General features: G+C 42.2%; 15 protein-coding genes. 8 read left to right on the top strand and 7 right to left on the bottom strand.

Annotated elements, in window-relative coordinates; genetic code table 11:
- Positions 1-70 precede the first annotated feature (70 nt).
- Both BLS03_RS10095 and BLS03_RS10100 read left to right on the top strand, forming a co-directional pair.
- On the top strand, positions 71-982 hold the full coding sequence (locus BLS03_RS10095) for a LysR family transcriptional regulator (RefSeq protein ID WP_093272998.1): 912 nt from the start codon (positions 71-73) through the stop codon (positions 980-982).
- A 114-nt stretch (positions 983-1,096) separates the two neighbouring features.
- Positions 1,097-2,941 carry a sensor domain-containing phosphodiesterase gene (locus BLS03_RS10100; protein ID WP_093273000.1) on the top strand — a complete coding sequence of 615 codons (1,845 nt, stop codon included), beginning with the start codon at positions 1,097-1,099 and terminating at the stop codon, positions 2,939-2,941.
- A 57-nt stretch (positions 2,942-2,998) separates the two neighbouring features.
- Here BLS03_RS10100 and shyA read toward each other — a convergent pair whose 3' ends face one another.
- The gene (gene shyA / locus BLS03_RS10105) at positions 2,999-4,309 is read right to left on the bottom strand and encodes a peptidoglycan DD-metalloendopeptidase family protein (RefSeq protein ID WP_483887704.1); all 1,311 of its coding nucleotides are present in this window, start codon (positions 4,307-4,309) and stop codon (positions 2,999-3,001) included.
- Positions 4,310-4,477: 168 nt separating this feature from the next.
- A complete protein-coding gene (locus BLS03_RS10110; protein WP_093273003.1) occupies positions 4,478-4,777 on the bottom strand; it encodes an isoamylase early set domain-containing protein in 300 nt (99 codons plus the stop codon).
- Positions 4,778-5,201: 424 nt separating this feature from the next.
- On the opposite strand from BLS03_RS10110, the gene BLS03_RS10115 reads away from it, so the two are divergent.
- The 4 genes from BLS03_RS10115 (at position 5,202) to BLS03_RS10130 (ending at position 9,199) form a co-directional block, all read left to right on the top strand.
- Positions 5,202-5,876 carry a YoaK family protein gene (locus tag BLS03_RS10115; protein WP_093273005.1) on the top strand — a complete coding sequence of 225 codons (675 nt, stop codon included), beginning with the start codon at positions 5,202-5,204 and terminating at the stop codon, positions 5,874-5,876.
- A 216-nt stretch (positions 5,877-6,092) separates the two neighbouring features.
- Positions 6,093-7,463: a YjiH family protein gene (locus BLS03_RS10120; RefSeq protein WP_093273007.1), complete on the top strand. Its 1,371-nt coding sequence runs from the start codon at positions 6,093-6,095 to the stop codon at positions 7,461-7,463.
- 181 nt (positions 7,464-7,644) lie between these two features.
- On the top strand, positions 7,645-8,103 hold the full coding sequence (locus BLS03_RS10125; protein ID WP_143015612.1) for a putative pterin-binding protein: 459 nt from the start codon (positions 7,645-7,647) through the stop codon (positions 8,101-8,103).
- 1 nt (position 8,104) lies between these two features.
- The gene (locus tag BLS03_RS10130; RefSeq protein WP_093273011.1) at positions 8,105-9,199 is read left to right on the top strand and encodes a GGDEF domain-containing protein; all 1,095 of its coding nucleotides are present in this window, start codon (positions 8,105-8,107) and stop codon (positions 9,197-9,199) included.
- Here BLS03_RS10130 and BLS03_RS10135 read toward each other — a convergent pair.
- Both BLS03_RS10135 and BLS03_RS10140 read right to left on the bottom strand, forming a co-directional pair.
- Positions 9,196-9,636: a low molecular weight protein-tyrosine-phosphatase gene (locus BLS03_RS10135; RefSeq protein ID WP_093273013.1), complete on the bottom strand. Its 441-nt coding sequence runs from the start codon at positions 9,634-9,636 to the stop codon at positions 9,196-9,198. The two genes, BLS03_RS10130 and BLS03_RS10135, sit on opposite strands and share 4 nt — an antisense overlap.
- Positions 9,629-11,038: an O-antigen ligase family protein gene (locus BLS03_RS10140; protein WP_093273269.1), complete on the bottom strand. Its 1,410-nt coding sequence runs from the start codon at positions 11,036-11,038 to the stop codon at positions 9,629-9,631. The genes BLS03_RS10135 and BLS03_RS10140 overlap by 8 nt, the downstream gene beginning before the upstream one ends.
- Positions 11,039-11,326: 288 nt before the next feature.
- On the opposite strand from BLS03_RS10140, the gene BLS03_RS10145 reads away from it, so the two are divergent.
- Entirely contained in the window at positions 11,327-12,280 is a 954-nt protein-coding gene (locus BLS03_RS10145; protein WP_143015613.1) for a porin, read from the top strand.
- A gap of 58 nt (positions 12,281-12,338) precedes the next feature.
- Here the strand turns inward: BLS03_RS10145 and BLS03_RS10150 are convergent, their stop codons facing one another.
- From BLS03_RS10150 to BLS03_RS10160, 3 genes are all read right to left on the bottom strand, one after another.
- Positions 12,339-12,794, bottom strand: a complete 456-nt coding sequence (locus BLS03_RS10150; RefSeq protein ID WP_093273018.1) for a hypothetical protein — start codon at positions 12,792-12,794, stop codon at positions 12,339-12,341.
- 494 nt (positions 12,795-13,288) lie between these two features.
- On the bottom strand, positions 13,289-14,170 hold the full coding sequence (locus tag BLS03_RS10155; protein ID WP_093273020.1) for a hypothetical protein: 882 nt from the start codon (positions 14,168-14,170) through the stop codon (positions 13,289-13,291).
- Positions 14,171-14,605: 435 nt separating this feature from the next.
- The gene (locus BLS03_RS10160) at positions 14,606-15,505 is read right to left on the bottom strand and encodes a hypothetical protein (RefSeq protein WP_093273023.1); all 900 of its coding nucleotides are present in this window, start codon (positions 15,503-15,505) and stop codon (positions 14,606-14,608) included.
- A 372-nt stretch (positions 15,506-15,877) separates the two neighbouring features.
- On the opposite strand from BLS03_RS10160, the gene BLS03_RS10165 reads away from it, so the two are divergent.
- A complete protein-coding gene (locus BLS03_RS10165) occupies positions 15,878-16,534 on the top strand; it encodes a LuxR C-terminal-related transcriptional regulator (protein ID WP_093273027.1) in 657 nt (218 codons plus the stop codon).
- The last annotated feature ends 8 nt before the right edge of the window (positions 16,535-16,542 follow it).

The raw sequence follows: 16,542 nt of genomic DNA on the forward strand, positions 1-16,542 counted from the left end.
AATGCCCCGTCAGAGATAATAACGACAATATTACCAACATTAATTCCCAATTAGCACAACTGGTACAAATATGGATTGGATGCAAAGCGTGCGCAGCTATATTGGCGTCGTGGAAGAAGGCAGCTTTAACGGTGCAGCTCGAAAGTTAAATACCACCAGCTCAGCAATTAGCAAGCGTATACATATGCTTGAAGAACGGATTGGCGTCCAACTACTCAAGCGCACCACTCGCTCTGTCACTCAGACTGAAGCTGGGGCACTTTTTTACCAACGCGCCAAGGTACAGATCGACGGCTGGCAATCCATCGTTGATGAAACACGCTCAGTCAACCAAACCCCAGCCGGGCTGTTACGTATTGGCGCAACACTTGCCGTTGGCTCTAAATTCCTCGTTCAATATCTCGATGATTTTCTTAAAAAATATCCTGAGATTCGTATACAGCTGACGACCACCACACCAGGTCAACTGCCAGAATTAAGCTTAGATCTATTCATTAGCCGTGAGATTGAACAGCTCAACTCATTGAGTTTTAAAGCAAGCCGATTATTTGACCACAAGGCCGGTTTTTACGCAGCGCCCAGTTATATCGCGACACATGGAATGCCAAGTAATGTTGAGGACCTTGCCAAGCACAATGTGTTAATTTGGGGCGAAAGGCCACAGCGCGAACTCAAACTATCAAAAGGTCAGCGAGTGACATTAACGGGTAACTTCGCAACCACCAATCCAGAAGCGCTATTCTACGCAGCCAAAAACGGTATGGGGATTCTCATCACCAATGATGTGATGATCAAAGAAGATCTCCAAAACGGCAATTTGGTGAGGCTGCTACCCAGCGTGAGCGCCGATGAAGCCACTGTTTATGCTTATTATCCGAAACTCGAGTACCAACATACGAGAACTCAGTTGTTTCTCAATTACTTAAAAGATCGTCTCGACCAAGAACAGCACCAAGCTAAGGGGAAATCGAAGATCGAGTAATCACTCGGGTTTCTTACAAAGTTGAAAAAGCGGCTATGCTATACCATAGTAACTACGGTGCATATGATTACTAATTATTACAACGCTTTTTTATAACAACGTGGGTGCATAAATATGGCTACAAACTCACAGCTTGGTAATACGATCGATTTATCTATCGTGAATGAAACACTGGTTTTAGACGGTGAAGAACTTCTCGAAAAAGTCACATTAGAATTACACCAACATTTAGGTACTTTTTGCACCAGCATATTTGATATTGACAAATTTCATTCAAAAGCACGTCCTCTTGCTTGCTCATGTGAACACAGCGCTGATACGCCTGCAGCATTTCTTATTCACGGCACAGCAAGCGAGCACGTACTGACATCCGGCCAACCCGTTTGCGTCTATCGCTCGGGTTTGATGAAGCAATTTACTGAAGATGCTTACATTCAACAACATCAGTTAGAAAGTTATATTGGAGTGCCGTTAAAAACCAAATCAGGTGAAGTCATCGGCATACTGATATCGACCTTTCGCTCGCCGATTCAAGATGAAAAAAATGTCATTTTTCACCACCTGCTGTTCGCGAATGTCGTTGTCCATAGCTTGCGCTCAAAATGGCTCTCTGCTCGCTCAGACAGTTTAGTTAATCAGCTGAGCTATGAAGTCTCCCATGACAATCTCACCGGGCTGATGAACCGCAGCTTTCTCTCCGACAAGTTGGAGTTTCTTACCGCCGGTGCCAATGAGAGCTTTACACTCGCGTATTTAGATATCGATAACTTCAAGTCGATCAATGACCTTTACGGCAACTACATTGGCGACCAAATCATCAAATTCGTCGCCAATACCATTTTGGATGCAGTACCTGAAGATCAACTCTCTTTTCGTATCGCGGGGGACGAATTCGCTTTTATCACCTTTTCAAGCGATCCATTAACCATCTGTCGCAAAATCATCACCACGCTGGAAGAAGGCTACATCGACTCCTCACACAATATAAAGGTCAGCGTCAGTATCGGTATTGCACGTAAATCAGATAAGCGCCTTACCGCCGACCAACTGATTCTCAACTCAACTCTGGCATTAAAGGCGTGTAAGCAATCACGCAATAATAAAGTGCAATGTTACGACACTCACCTTAGCGCGCAATACTATCGCCGCACCATGGTCATTGATGCGTTAAGAAACGAACTCAATAAGCCGATGTCACCGGAAAGCGAGATCTATGTGCTCGCGCAGCCGATTGTGTCGAAAGGTGTCGACAACTGGCAATATTTTGAAATCCTCGCGCGCTGGAACAGTGATACGCTTGGCGCGATTTATCCGATGGAGTTTATCGAGGCGGCAGAACAATCTGGGCTTATCGTCGAGCTGGGTGAACGTATCATTGAAATGGCATGTGAAGCCAAGCAGCAGTTAGAAATCGGTCTTGGCTATAACATCAAGTTGAGCATTAACTGTTCAGCACATGAGTTGAATGATTCAACGCGATATCTTAAGCACCTAACATCAACTATAGAAAGATATGGTTTTTTACCCAAAGACTTTGTCATTGAACTGACGGAAACGGTGCTTCTAAAACAAACTTGTGAGGTGCGCAATATTCTCGATAGTCTTCGCGCGCTTGGTTTCACGGTCGCACTTGATGACTTTGGTACCGGATATTCGAGCCTGAATTATATTCATAGCTATCCTATCGATTGCATAAAAATTGACGCTACTTTTATTCGCAACATGCTGTGCAATGAAACCTCTGAGCGCGTAGTGTGGCTAATCATTCAATTGGCAGAGCAACTGGGCGTGACTCTCGTTGCAGAAGGTGTTGAAACAAAAGATGCTTTAGACAAATTGTATCAAATGGGGTGTCGCCAAATTCAAGGTTATTACTTCTCCAAACCTGAAACACCGAAAACCTTGATTCGTCACCTAACGCAAGAAGAACACTCCCCTCCGAAAGCCTCAAACGAATAACCCCTGCATTGCAGGGGTTAGTTTTTTGTTCAAGTAACACGATATTTACCGTGAACACTATGAATTGGTAGGTGTCTCTTGATCTTCTTTAGCCAGTTGTAACTCTTGGGTTTTCAGCATGCTATCGAGCTCATCACGGCGTGTTTTAAAGGCGGCCATTTCACTCTTAGGCACTGAACTCGCCATTGGAATTTTCGCCGTCACCGCATTCACAGGTCGACCACGAATGATCAACTCATAGTGGATATGTGGCCCGGTAACGCGACCCGTTTGACCGGAAAGACCAATACGCTGACCACGCGTCACTTTCTGTCCCTTATGCACCAATATTTTGCTCAGGTGTAAATAACGGGTTTTGTAAATACTGCCATGTTGAATAACCACGTAATTCCCTGCATAAGGGTGCTTACGAGTCATAACCACTACACCATCGCCCGTAGCAACAATCGGCGTCCCAACAGGTGTCGCCCAGTCAGTACCGTTATGCGGCGCAATACGTCCTGTGACAGGATGTTTACGATACGGATTAAATCCAGAACTGATTCGATAGTTACCGTTGACCGGCTTGCGCTGGAACGCACGCTGCAAACTCTGGCCATTATGATCGTAATATTGGCCATCCGAGTGCAGATACGCGCTAAACACTTTACCGCGGTTGAAAATTTTCACGGCTTGAATCTCGCGATTCCCCGTTAACGTATCTCCCACGTATTGACGCGATTGGACAAGCTCAAATTTATCACCAGCGCGAAGATCACGGGCAAAATTGACTTTATCTTTTAGTAACGAAACGACCTGCTCGATTTCTGTATTGTTAAGGCCTAGCTGTGCAACCGATTGAGAGAAACTGCCATGAATTTCCCCAATCATTGGAAGTTCTTTCCAAACTCCCGGAATTTTTACATCTTTATATTCGTATGATCCATCATCCAAGCGGGTATAAACAACACGTTCAACCACGCTGAACTCTAATTCCATTTTCTCTAAGCTTTTCCCATCTTCCGAGCGCCAAAAACGTAACGTATTGCCTGGCTTTAAGGTGTCGAGGGCAAGATAGTTCAGATCCGTTTCCATGACTTTCATCATGTCGCTATAACCAAAGCCAAGTTGCTCAAAGATTTTACTTAAGCTGTCACCTGACTGAATCACATATTCGTAATCTGGAAGGTTATAGATATCCGCAGCATCGGATAAAAGAATGTTATTAACGATTTCGGATTCTGGAAGAGAAAGTTCGACAGTACCTTGATGGGTTGTTTCTGTAAGAGCAACCATTCCGATAGCAGCAGCGATAGGAAGCCCCAACAACATGGTCAGTTTCAGTCTTGGCAACTCTGTGAAACGAGCTGTGATGGATTTGGCGTTCACACTCTACCCTTGCTTATATCTTAATTCAAAGGCATAAGATTACGGATTTTTATAAAAAAGTCACCTTTACGGTGACCTATGTTGACAAAAAAAAGACGTACTAACGTCTTTTTTTTAGAGAGAAGTCACCAAATGTGACTACGTTCATTCAGATTATCAATACGTTAATCATTCAAATGTCGAAACTAGACCGTTGTCTTCCCCAAAGCCATTTGGACGGTATAAATCGGCGTGTGGGTCATTCACCCAGCGTCGATCGTCAACCAAATAGCGAAACTCAAATTGGCTGTCTTTTGGCAGGCGAGTCTTAAAACGGAAAATTTTACTCTTGGCAACACGCTGCATCGCAATCGGCTGCCAATCAGCAAAATCTGCCACCAGTGACACTTTGCTATCCACCTGCTCATCAGGTACTTCGAAAGTCACTTCGACTTCGTCTTTAGTTTTAAAAAAACGTTTGTTGATCATTTCCAACTCCATGTAGTACACAATAATTTGCCGCGTCTTGTTTCTGGCTTTAAAACGTTCAGTAAGTGAGCAAACAATGCCTTCGTTACTGTCACCTTCATTCGAGCCTCTTATTGGTACCACTTGCTTTGGGCTCACAACAAAAAAGTATAGTGACTATTGCGCTTATCGCTCAATTAATTAACTTGATGTAGCTCACGCTATGACTGGAAATGGATAAGTAAATCGAGTTTGTCGCAACGCTATGAGTGGCTTGCGAATCAATTACATAAAAGCGAGGGAATCGCTGCGAATACCATGACATGCCCCCCTTTATCGCCCTTGTTAAATCATCATCTGAACGGAAATAGGTTTACCGTCAGTTTTACTACTCGAAGCTCTGATTGAAAGTTATAATCCCACCCCTAGAATTTCGAGGTGTGATGTGATTTCAAAATTGCCTAAATGGGTCGAATACGGTGCTTTTTTGCTTGCTTTGTTGGCAGGGATGGTTAATGCCATTGGTCTACTCGGTTTTCAGCATCAGGCGGTGTCTCACTTATCTGGGACCTTGACCATGATTGGTACCAGCATTGGTTTAGATCAACCTCAACTCACGCATTTATTACTGATCGTACTCAGCTTTGTTATTGGCGCTGTACTAAGCGGTGTGTTTATTGAAAGTGCCGCTCTCAAGCTAGGGCGTCGCTACGGCGTTGCCTTGTGCATTGAAGGCTTTCTATTGATGGCATCAATGCAGCTACTGCAATCGGATATTATCCTCGGCCAATACTTCGCATCGGCAGCTTGCGGCCTACAAAATGCGATGATCACAACGTTCAGTGGCGCAGTGGTTCGCACCACTCATATGACCGGAATTCTTACCGACCTTGGCCTGATGATCGGCGCCAAACTACGTGGGCAAGGCTTTGACTATCGCAAAGCCAAATTATTTGTCTTTATTTTGGCTGGTTTCATCACTGGTGGAATAATCGGAGCCAAACTCTTTCATTCATACCAAAACAGTGCTTTAGCAGCACCATCGGCGATGGCATTTCTTCTCGCAATCTCCTACTGGCTCTACCTGCTCTTGCTCTCATTTCGACGCAATGGCATTTGAAACAGAATGATAACCTGTATAACATTCAGCATACATTATCACTGAACCAGCCAATAAAATACGCATTTAATCTGAATAATTAATTTAAATTAATGAATAGTATTGCTTGAAGCGTAAATTGCAGGTAATCTCGCCGCCAACGCTTAGAAATGGATGTTTAGTGAATATATATGCCACGGTTGGCAAATATTGACTAGTTGTAACATGAGTGAACAGATGCAAGACACGACAAAAACCATCGACCAGCCAAGGTCGAAAGCGCACTTTTGGACCTTTTTGATCCCCTCCTTATTGGGATTATTTCTATTTATGTTTCCAATCAGCTACCAAGGCGATATCACTATCCCGGTTGCAGTATTGGCGAAATCAATTCAAGCCATATTTGGCGATTTCTTAGTTACGATAGTCACCGCTATCATTGCGTTTATGTCAGTTGCTTCCATCATTACGCGCCTAACACAGCCAAGATTTATTACTCGTAGCCCATTTTTAAATAACCTTTTTAACCCTTCTTTGCTGTGGCTTGGTGTACGAATCGTTGGCGGTATCGCAGTTGTCGCAACCTTCTTTCAAGTTGGTCCTGAAGCTATTTGGGAAGAAAATACCGGTGGCTTGGTGCTTGAAGGCTTATTACCAACCCTATTTTCTGTGTTTATTTTTGCTGGTTTGTTACTACCACTACTACTCAACTTCGGTTTGCTGGAACTATTTGGAACACTACTGAGCAAAATTATGCGCCCAGTGTTTAACCTTCCTGGTCGCAGTGCAATTGACTGTATTGCTTCTTGGCTTGGCGACGGCAGTGTTGGTATTTTGCTAACCAGTAAACAGTACGAAGAGAAGTTTTACACTCAGCGCGAAGCCGCTGTTGTCGGTACCACTTTCTCTGCTGTATCCATTACGTTTAGCCTCGTGGTGCTAGCACAAGTCAAACTTGAGCATCTATTCCTGCCTTTTTACGGCTCTATCTGTTTAGCTGGGCTGGTTGCTGCGGTGATCATTCCACGCTTACCACCGCTAAGTATGAAAAAAGACACCTTCATTGATGGTTCCAAACCAGATAATGATGCTGATGCCATTCCACAAGGCCACACCAGTTTTTCTTGGGGTATGAATCTAGCGCTGGAAAAAGCCAGTAAAGTCGGCCCACTCAAATCAGTATTTCATGACGGTCTAAAAAATGCTGCCGACATGGTATTTGGCGTATTACCAGTGGTCATGGGACTAGGTACCATTGCGCTGATGATTGCAGAGCACACCTCTGTGTTTGCAATGTTAGGTCAGCCTTTTGTTCCGTTCCTTGAGATGCTAGGGATTCCTGAAGCCGTTCAAGCGTCACAAACCATGGTTGTCGGTTTTGCAGATATGTTTATCCCTGCCATCTTAGCGGCTTCCATTGATAACGAGATGACCCGTTTCGTTATTGCGGCGATGTCTGTCACTCAACTTATTTACATGTCGGAAGTTGGCGCGCTGCTGCTTGGTAGTAAGATCCCGGTCAATATCGTAGAATTAATCATTATCTTTATTCTACGTACTTTGATTACCCTACCAGTGATCGCCGGTGTTGCTCACCTGATTTTCTAAATTTACCTATTAACTGGTAGAATTTATAAACCACTGAAAGCCCTCAATTTTATGAGGGCTTTTTGTTTTATACCAATAACTAAGTGTCAAAAGTGTTAATAAAAGGATTTTCATGCTCTGTAAACGCCCCTATACTTAGCGCCCAGTGAAAAACAACCAACTATAGTAGCAGTTGCATATCATGAAATGGATAACATTGATTGTTCTTTTTTTCAGTCCTTTAAGCTATGCCGAGGCTGATCTCAAGATCGCTCTACCAAATGGTACTGTTCAGACATTAAGCGTTCAACAAATTGAGTCCCAGCTTGAACCACAACGTGTGTCGACGCCACTGCCTTGGTATAAAGGCACTCGCAATTTCACCGCGATAAAACTGTCCTCTTTACTTGACTATTTTCACGTCAAAAATGCCAAAAGAATCAAGTTCAAAGCGCTCAATGACTATGTTTCGGTTACCCCCGTTTCAGATATTCAACGTTATCAACCGTACCTTGCATTTGAAATGGATGGAAAGCGGATGCGAATACGCGATAAAGGGCCATTTTGGCTAATTTACGATTTATCCAAAACCCCTAGCCTTGATACTGAATATTTTCGCCAACAAATGACTTGGCAAATAGCCACAATCACGATTGAGTAACATGATTGATATTCGCGCCAAAACCGAGTTAGGCCAGTTACTTGCTCGCTCGAAAACGTTGCTGATCGTATTTTCGATTTTATTGATCATAGCGAATTTTTATTTACTTTCCGCGACCAAAGACCTGTCGCGCAGCTACTCTGATCGCCAAAATCAAGCGACGTGGTTCTTGTTTCAGTTGAGCAAAGAATTTTCAGAACTTATCGCAGCATCTCGCTACGCCCATAACGATGCACAAAGCTTAAATCGCACCCTGCTGAAATACGAACTGACTTGGAGTCGATTCGACCTACTGATCGATAATAAAGAGTTTGATACCTTGATGAGTATGGAAGGCGCCTATGAATTTTTTATTCATATTTTTCATAAATATCAAGATCTTGAGCCAACGCACCAAATGTTAGCTAATGCAGACACAAATCGTGAATTTACCCATAATCTCGAGCATCTTTACACCACGATGATCCAGTTCATCAATGCTAACTTCCGCGTTAAAAGCCCCGTTTATCAGTCACAAGTTGCGCAAGCCAAAATGCTCAACCATTTCCAGTTTATTCTGATGTGTTTACTGTTTAGCTGTATCGGATTGGTCAGCTATATTCTGCACAAGGAATCCAGCTACCATAAACAGTTGGCATTAATTGATCCGCTCACTGGAGTTGCAAATCGCTTAGCCATGATGCATCAGACACAGGATAGAATCTTACGCGGGCGACCGTTTTGTCTCTATGTTCTCGATTTGAATGGCTTTAAGGGTATTAACGATACATATGGCCACCAAGCGGGCGACACGGTACTCGAAACCCTAGCGCAAAGGCTCAGCCACAACCAAAATGAACACGATTTCATTTTGTATCGCGTTGGAGGTGATGAGTTTTCGATTATCTCAGAGCGCACTAGTGATAGCGATGCGTTATTCCTGCACAAGCATATTCATAACACCTTTATCGACCCCATTGAGCTTGAAGATAAAACGCAGGTATCGATGACAACCAGTGTTGGCTACGCCAAACATCCTGAGCATGGTAACAATTTAAATCAGCTTATCTCAGTCGCAGACAAAAAAATGTATCAGATGAAGTTCGCCAAACGCTAGCTAAGCCTAGCAACCCATGCTTGGCACGCGTGTTCAATTCGGCTGCTACATTGCAGGCAAACTTGTTTATCACCGCCGTATGGGTCAGAAATACTGCCTGCGGCCCATTGGCCGAGTAGAAATGTTTTATTGCGAGTTTGAGTATAAACGTTCGCGATCTGCTCAATTTGATTGTGCTCCATCACCAATATTAAATCGCTCCAATCGCACAATCGCTGAGTAAGTTGTTGAGCTTTGTGCTCGTTGAGGATGATCCCTTTGTCTCGCGCCGCTTGTGCCATTGGAGGGTATACTCCATGACCAGAAAGACGGCTTTTTTCGGTAACTAACCCTGCCGAAAAAACGTTTTTATTTGGCAAACTCTGCTGCAATATTTTCTCTGCAACAGGAGAACGACAAATATTTCCAGCACACACAACAAGAATATGGTTAAACATTCAGGTTTCCAGACGAGCGACGCTGCGCTCGAATTGAACTAAAACAACCGATTAACGTTAATATCAATAAAAACGTCACTGTATTTGCAGGAGCCTGCAAATTGAAATCGACACAAATGTGGATCAACATACCGACCACGGCCATAAAGCAGCCTAATGCGGCACCTTTCAATGTTTTGCTATTATGTGTTTTCATCACTTGTACGCAGAGCCATAGCCCCCACAAACACATTGCCCCTAGCATCAGCGTCATCGGTACCCCCGCCTCAACAGCAAATTCAATATAATCATTATGAGCATGATCGTAGTAGCCGATAGCTCGCTGGGTGTAACTGGAAAACACCGATGCATAACTGCCCATTCCCGTACCAGTGAGAGGAAAATCAGCAATCACAGGCAAACTCCACTCGACGACCTCATCGCGCGTTTCGGTGGCAAGACTGGTATGAACAATTTCTTGCTGCAGTTGGTTTAACCCAAACAGCGAACCCACCACCACAGTGTCGACCAGCAATATGCTAACAATAAATGCAACAAAAGCTCGGGGCTTATCTTTGTAGGTGACCAGCGCCACCAAACTGCCAACAACAGTGCTGGCAAAAAACGCACTGTTGCCCATACGCGAGTGTGACATCACAAGGCCAATCACCATGATAATGATTGCCAAACGCCAAAACATTTTTCTCGAGAGCGTACCTTCGCTCCAGCGTTGCAAACGTCGAATCCATGATCCCGAGGGCGAAGAATGGAGATCACCCACAATAAGACCTACCCCGAGGCACAAACACAGCAACAAATAGTTGGCGAAGTGATTCTTGTAAACAAACGTCCCCGTCGCGGCTTGCCCGATATCAAAACCAAATACCAGGGACTGTTTCTGATTCAATAGAATTTCAAATGCGCCATATAAGGCCTGAAAAACACCACTCAATACTATTGTGGTTAAAACTAAACGCAGACGCTGTACGCTATTTACTAGTAATGCTGCGCTAATAATTATCATCAGATAAGCAATACCTTTAATAACAGACAACTCGGTTGAAAAAGGATCCAAGGAAATTGGCGCGTGCATAACTTCCACTGAACTATAAATTTTAGCTGCTGCAGGAGAGATTATATTCAACCAATTTAGTGGCCAAGAAATTAACTGTACAATAGTCCATAACTGAAATATTCCTATTGGTACAATCAACCATAAAAAAGGTTTAAGTTTATTGTTAACAACATTAAAACCATTACGGCTATTACAGAATAAAGCTAATAAGCATAATAATGCAGACCATACTTCGAATATCGAAATTGCCCAAACACGATTTGATGCTAAAGGGATAGGAACCCAGAAAACCAACAGTAGTAAACTGCAAAAGCAAAAATGCTCTAACTTACTAATTTTTAAGCGCATAACGTCCATTTTCAGCCAATAACTGATTTCACAGCCTTGATATCCTTAACTATATATAATGCAAAAGTTTAAACTAATTTTTAAAGTTAACGTAGATGAAGTAAATAGAAAAACAACCTTATTTCATTCATTCTCATATTTGTTACAGAACTGAATAGTCATATGTAATATATTCTCAACGATAGAATTAAATAATTAAATTTAGTCAAAACAAACTAATGATCTTTAATTTGCACACAAGGATGAATCATTAATTATCATTTATGTATAAATTTTAACGGAAAAATTATGCAAAAGAGACTAATACAAACAAGTATGTTACTTGTTTTTTCAAGCCAGGCGATGGCTTATACACTTATCGAAAATGATAGAGCAAATTTAACGGCATACGGAACCATGAAGGCCCGCGCTAAATTCTCTGATACTGTCGATAACGATTATACCTTTGGGGATTCCGACGTTGGTGTTAAAGGGCGCTACGCTATTATGGACTCCATCTCAATTGCCGCTGGCGCTGAAGCTGAAATCAACTTTGATCGCGATGAAACAGAAGACGAGGATGACATTTATATGTCGGAGTACTTTGTCGGTCTCGGTGTTGAAAGGCTCGGAACGTTGACTTATGGTAAGCACTCAACGTCATCGGATGATCTTAGTGCGGTGGACTATTCAGAAATTTATGGCGGCAAAGCGAGCTTAAATACCGTTGGTGTTAAAGATGAAACCATCAAATATGTCTACGGATATGAAGGCATTAAGCTGGATGCCACATATGGATTTGCTTCGGGAGAGAACAGCCGCGAATTAAAAGAGTTTTATGGTAGCTACTCGGTAGAAGACTTAAAACTACAGGCCGGTATAGGTAACTCAACAACAAAAACCTATACCTATAACTACTCGCAATTATCGGCTTTTTACACATTTGGCGATTATCAACTGGGTACCTCTTACTACTACAATAAGGCAGAACGAAAATCGAATTCACTTCGAGACGTCGAACGTAATGCCATTGCTGTTGCAGGTCAGCTCCAATATACTCCTGAACTTACTACTTTTGCCGGTTATGAATTTATCCACCATAAATCGAAAACCGATACTCTAGAAGGCAATGAACAAAATATCTATGCCGGGGTAAGTTACTTGGTTGACGATTGGCTGAAGTTATTTACTGAAGTTAACTATAGAGAGACACTGACTCAAAACCAAGTCAACTACGGTGTCGGTGCCTCGTTCAGTTTCTAACCAGAGATATCCCACGCCCCAAAAAAAGAAAAGCCAATTGGCTTTTCTTTTTTTATGTTTAACTTCTTGAAACTGGATATTTAGTACTTGGTGTTGTTGGGGTTGGGGTGGTACTTGTATTACCCGCTGCCGTTTGTTCAGCTATTTGAGTTGGATCCACGCCCGCCTCAACCGCAGCAATCGTAATCAATTCATTGCTAATGCCAAGAGCTCTTGCCAAAGCCGCAAACTGAGCGGCCAGTTCGGGAAAATCACTCATTGCCTGGGCCAAAATTTGCTGAGCTGACTCCGGCTTCAACTGCAAGAGTAAAGTCAAAACTTGCTCTAGATTATCCGGATTTTCACTTAGCAATTGCGAGGTTAGCTTGGCAATATCCTGTGTGGAAGTCGTAATCGTTGATGTTAGAGCATCTGTATCCAACGTTGCCGCTTGGGTACTTATATCGCTCAGTGCCGAAGTTGATATTACCAACGCACCGACCACTACTCCGATAGTCATTGCTTTAATTTTCATAATTAACCTTTTATCTCACGATTAACGAGGCAGAACGGTAGTGTTTCGCCAAGAGTGCAAACTCATCACAGTGATCCTTGGTTTTCTGATAACTGCCCAATATTGTTAATCACGTCTACTCGGTATTCAAAATACACGATATGAATACCCCCTGTATTACAGCATTCCTTGGTATTGCGAGTCAGTCGTGTGGTCAAAATGTCTATTTACAAAGGCTTTTTGAGTAACTCACGCCGCTTTATGCCTGTCGTATAAACGAGGTATCACTTGATATCAAAAACTTAGACTGTGCTCTAAACCAGCTTGATAAAAAAGCACGGCTTTTATAATGACAACTTAAGGGCTGCGCATGACAGCATACATGGGCTGATTGAGTTTTGGTTAGAAGTTGAGGTGCTTCTAACAAATAAGACGAGCTTTACAGGAAGGGTGACGAAAAGAAAATTAAAAAAACCACCGACGAATCGGTGGTTTATTGACTAAGCGATGACAGATTACGCTACTGCGTAAGAAGAATCATCAGTTAGTAGAGAATATTCGCCGTCTTCAGTAGTTACTGTAAGAGCAGTGAAGTCATCAGCTTCGTAGCCTAGTTCGTCTAGGTATTCAGCTTGAGCGTCAGTCATTTCAGTTACTGTGTAATCCGCTTCGATTTCAACGTCGATGTTAGAAACAACTAGGCCTAGTTCTAGGTCAGCGTTGTTTGCAAGTAGGTCGCTATCTAGAGATAGAGTTGCGTCAAAACCAGTACCTTCTACAACTTCAAAACCTTCGAAATCGATAGTTGCGTCGCCGTTAGTTACTAGTACGTCTAGGCCTTCACCGCCGTCAGCGTGACGAAGTTGAGATGATTTTTCAGCAGCTAGTAGGTCAGATACGTCAACAGTATCGTTGCCTTCACCAGCGTTGATGTCGAATTCAGTGTACTGAGAGTTGTTCACGTCCATCATCTTGATCATGTCAGAACCAGTACCAGTTTCAATGTGGAAATCGTTGTCCCAGTGATCGTTGTTAGAGTTAACGCCGATAACGATAGAATCGTCAGAGTCGCTAGCTGAGGTATCGATGCTACCACGTTTAACGTTCATGATTTCGATATGGCTGAAGCCGTTTTCTGCGCCGTTTACGATTTCAACGTCAACGAAGTTGTCAATTTGGATGAAATCTGCGTTTTCATCGATACGGATTTCTTTGTTGTCTACGCCGTTCCACTCGTCAGCATTCACAATGATATCTTTTAGACTATCTTCAACTACGATTGAGTTAACACCGTTAGTGCTGTTTTCGCCAGTGGTGATAGTGATGCCGTTACCTTCGTCAAGGTTGTGAGAAGAGCCTGAACCGTCAGTGTTAGTTGTACCAAAAATAATACTCATTTTTTGTGCCTTTTTTATTATTAAGCCAATCGGATTATCCGATAAACAATTTAAATTTTTATTCCGACCTCTCCTGAGGCGGTGGAAAAATAATAATTGAAACAGCCACTAATACCAGACCCAAAAAACCTTTTGGTATTTTTTTGGTACTAGAAAAAATTAGAACAATTCCCCTATAAGTAAAATAAATAACACTAGAAAACTTATACATTAAGAAAATGAAACCGGATAAAAACTCAGGATGAAGAATAAAAAATATTGATTTTCTAGTTATAATTTATTATTAGGCAATAAACCTTAAAACTACAAAATTCTAGAAATCCATCGATTATTTAAGCTTTATTTTTCGCACACAAACCTGACATGCTTTTGACGAACACTAAAAAAGGCTGGTTAAAAACCAGCCTTTATCAAAAAAATTTAATTATTTTTAAACTACACTGACGCGACTTGACTTACCCAGTCAACTTCATTGGTCAGAATTGCATAAGAACCTTCGTCGGTAATAACATCAATTTGGACGAAATCGTCTGGGTCATAGCCAAGATCTTCCAAGTAATCTATCTGATCACCAGATAATCCTTCCGCTATTGACGCACTAATATCTTCTCCGAGATCGACCTGAACATCCGCCACAACCAAACCAAATTCACTCGTAGAGTTCGCTTCAAGCAATTCTGCATCAAGAGTAACGGTCACATCACTGCTGCCGGTAATAACTTCAAAGTTTTCAAAATCAACCGCTTCGTCACCGTTAGTGATCAGCACGTCCAATCCGTCACCACCATCTGCGGTGCGAGCATCCGCATTATCGCTTGCAACAAGCAATTCAGAGATATCTAAAGTATCGTTACCATCGCCCAAATCAACGTCGAAGCCGGTTAAATATGAATTTTCAACGTTAGCAAACTCTACGAAATCATTACCGTCACCAGTAGTTACGGTAAATGTATTGCTCCAGTGGTCATTATTTGTAGTAACCGCGATATAAATCGAATCTGCAGAATCGGTACCAGTCGTATCAATAACACCGCGTTTTGCATACAACACTTCGATATGAGTGAAGCCAGTATCAGATTCTGTATCAATATCTACATCCACGAAGTTAGCAATAGTGATGCTTTCATAGCTACCTTCGACACTGATCTCCTTATAACCATCAGCGTCCCATTCGCTAGATGCAGCTGTTGTCGTATCGATGATTTCGCCGTCCGTATCAATAACCAAAACGCCGTCTTCGCTATACGAAGTTACCACTACCACCCCATTTTCAGCATCCAAGTTGGTGGAAGAACCTGAACCGTCAGTATTTGTTTCGCCTACTATTACAGTCATGATGAATTCCTTTTGATGATTACTCATTTGTGCAAACTAACCGTCAAAATTCAGTTAGTAAAAGTTTTTCGCCAGACACCGAGTTTGAATAACCTCTCTCTCCCTCGATGCTTTTGAAATCATATATAAATTCCCTGAATTATTCACACCAGCACCCTCGATTTGGTTATTTTTTGGTACTGGTACTAAAAGCAAGACTAAAGTATTAATTACGCGTCAAATTCAAGCTTCAAAAATAAGAATAAAAAATACAATGCGTGTTTCAATATTAATACCGCAATGTTATTTGGGTATTCCGAAATGACAATACGCTATTCGAGAATTACTATTTCCGTATTCTAATTAAACAAGATATTTGAATAGTTGCCTTGTATGACTGAAAAATCCTTTAGTAGCATAATCCTGTTGTCTAACTGCACTATGCAAGTTAAAGCGTTAAGTGACTCGCTAAAGAATGTTCTCGATCTACCTATTGCTATTACCCATCCCCTACAGCTCCTCGAATCACCTAGTGCAATGCGCCGATCACTGCTGATTATTGACTTAGATGTATTGAACTATGAGACCAAGCAAGCCCTGCTGACTTTTCTTGCCACCCAATCGGTATTTACTGTTCTGATCAATGCACCTGACAAGATGAACTTTCACGATATCGTCAAATGGAAAGGTATTCGTGGGATATTTGGCAAAGCCACTGACATAGAAAAACTTCAGCAAGGTTTACTGGCTATTTCATCGGGGGAAAACTGGCTGCCACGTGGAATTCTAAGCAAAATGCTGGAACATTATGAGCATTCCAATGCGCCAAAACCAATCGTAAAAAAGCCAGTTGAAGGGCCTGTCAATCTCACCAAGCGTGAAAAACAAATTTTGCAGATGATGAGTACTAATCAGTCAAACTCGCAGTTGGCCGATACGCTATATATCAGTGAACATACGGTAAAAACACACCTCAATAACATTTTCAAAAAAATCCAAGTTCGCAATAAAAACGAAGCGTTGGAATGGATAAAAGACAACCTTCACTAACCCCATCA

It is taken from the genome of Vibrio xiamenensis, assembly GCF_900100015.1.
Taxonomy (GTDB): Bacteria; Pseudomonadota; Gammaproteobacteria; order Enterobacterales; family Vibrionaceae; genus Vibrio; species Vibrio xiamenensis.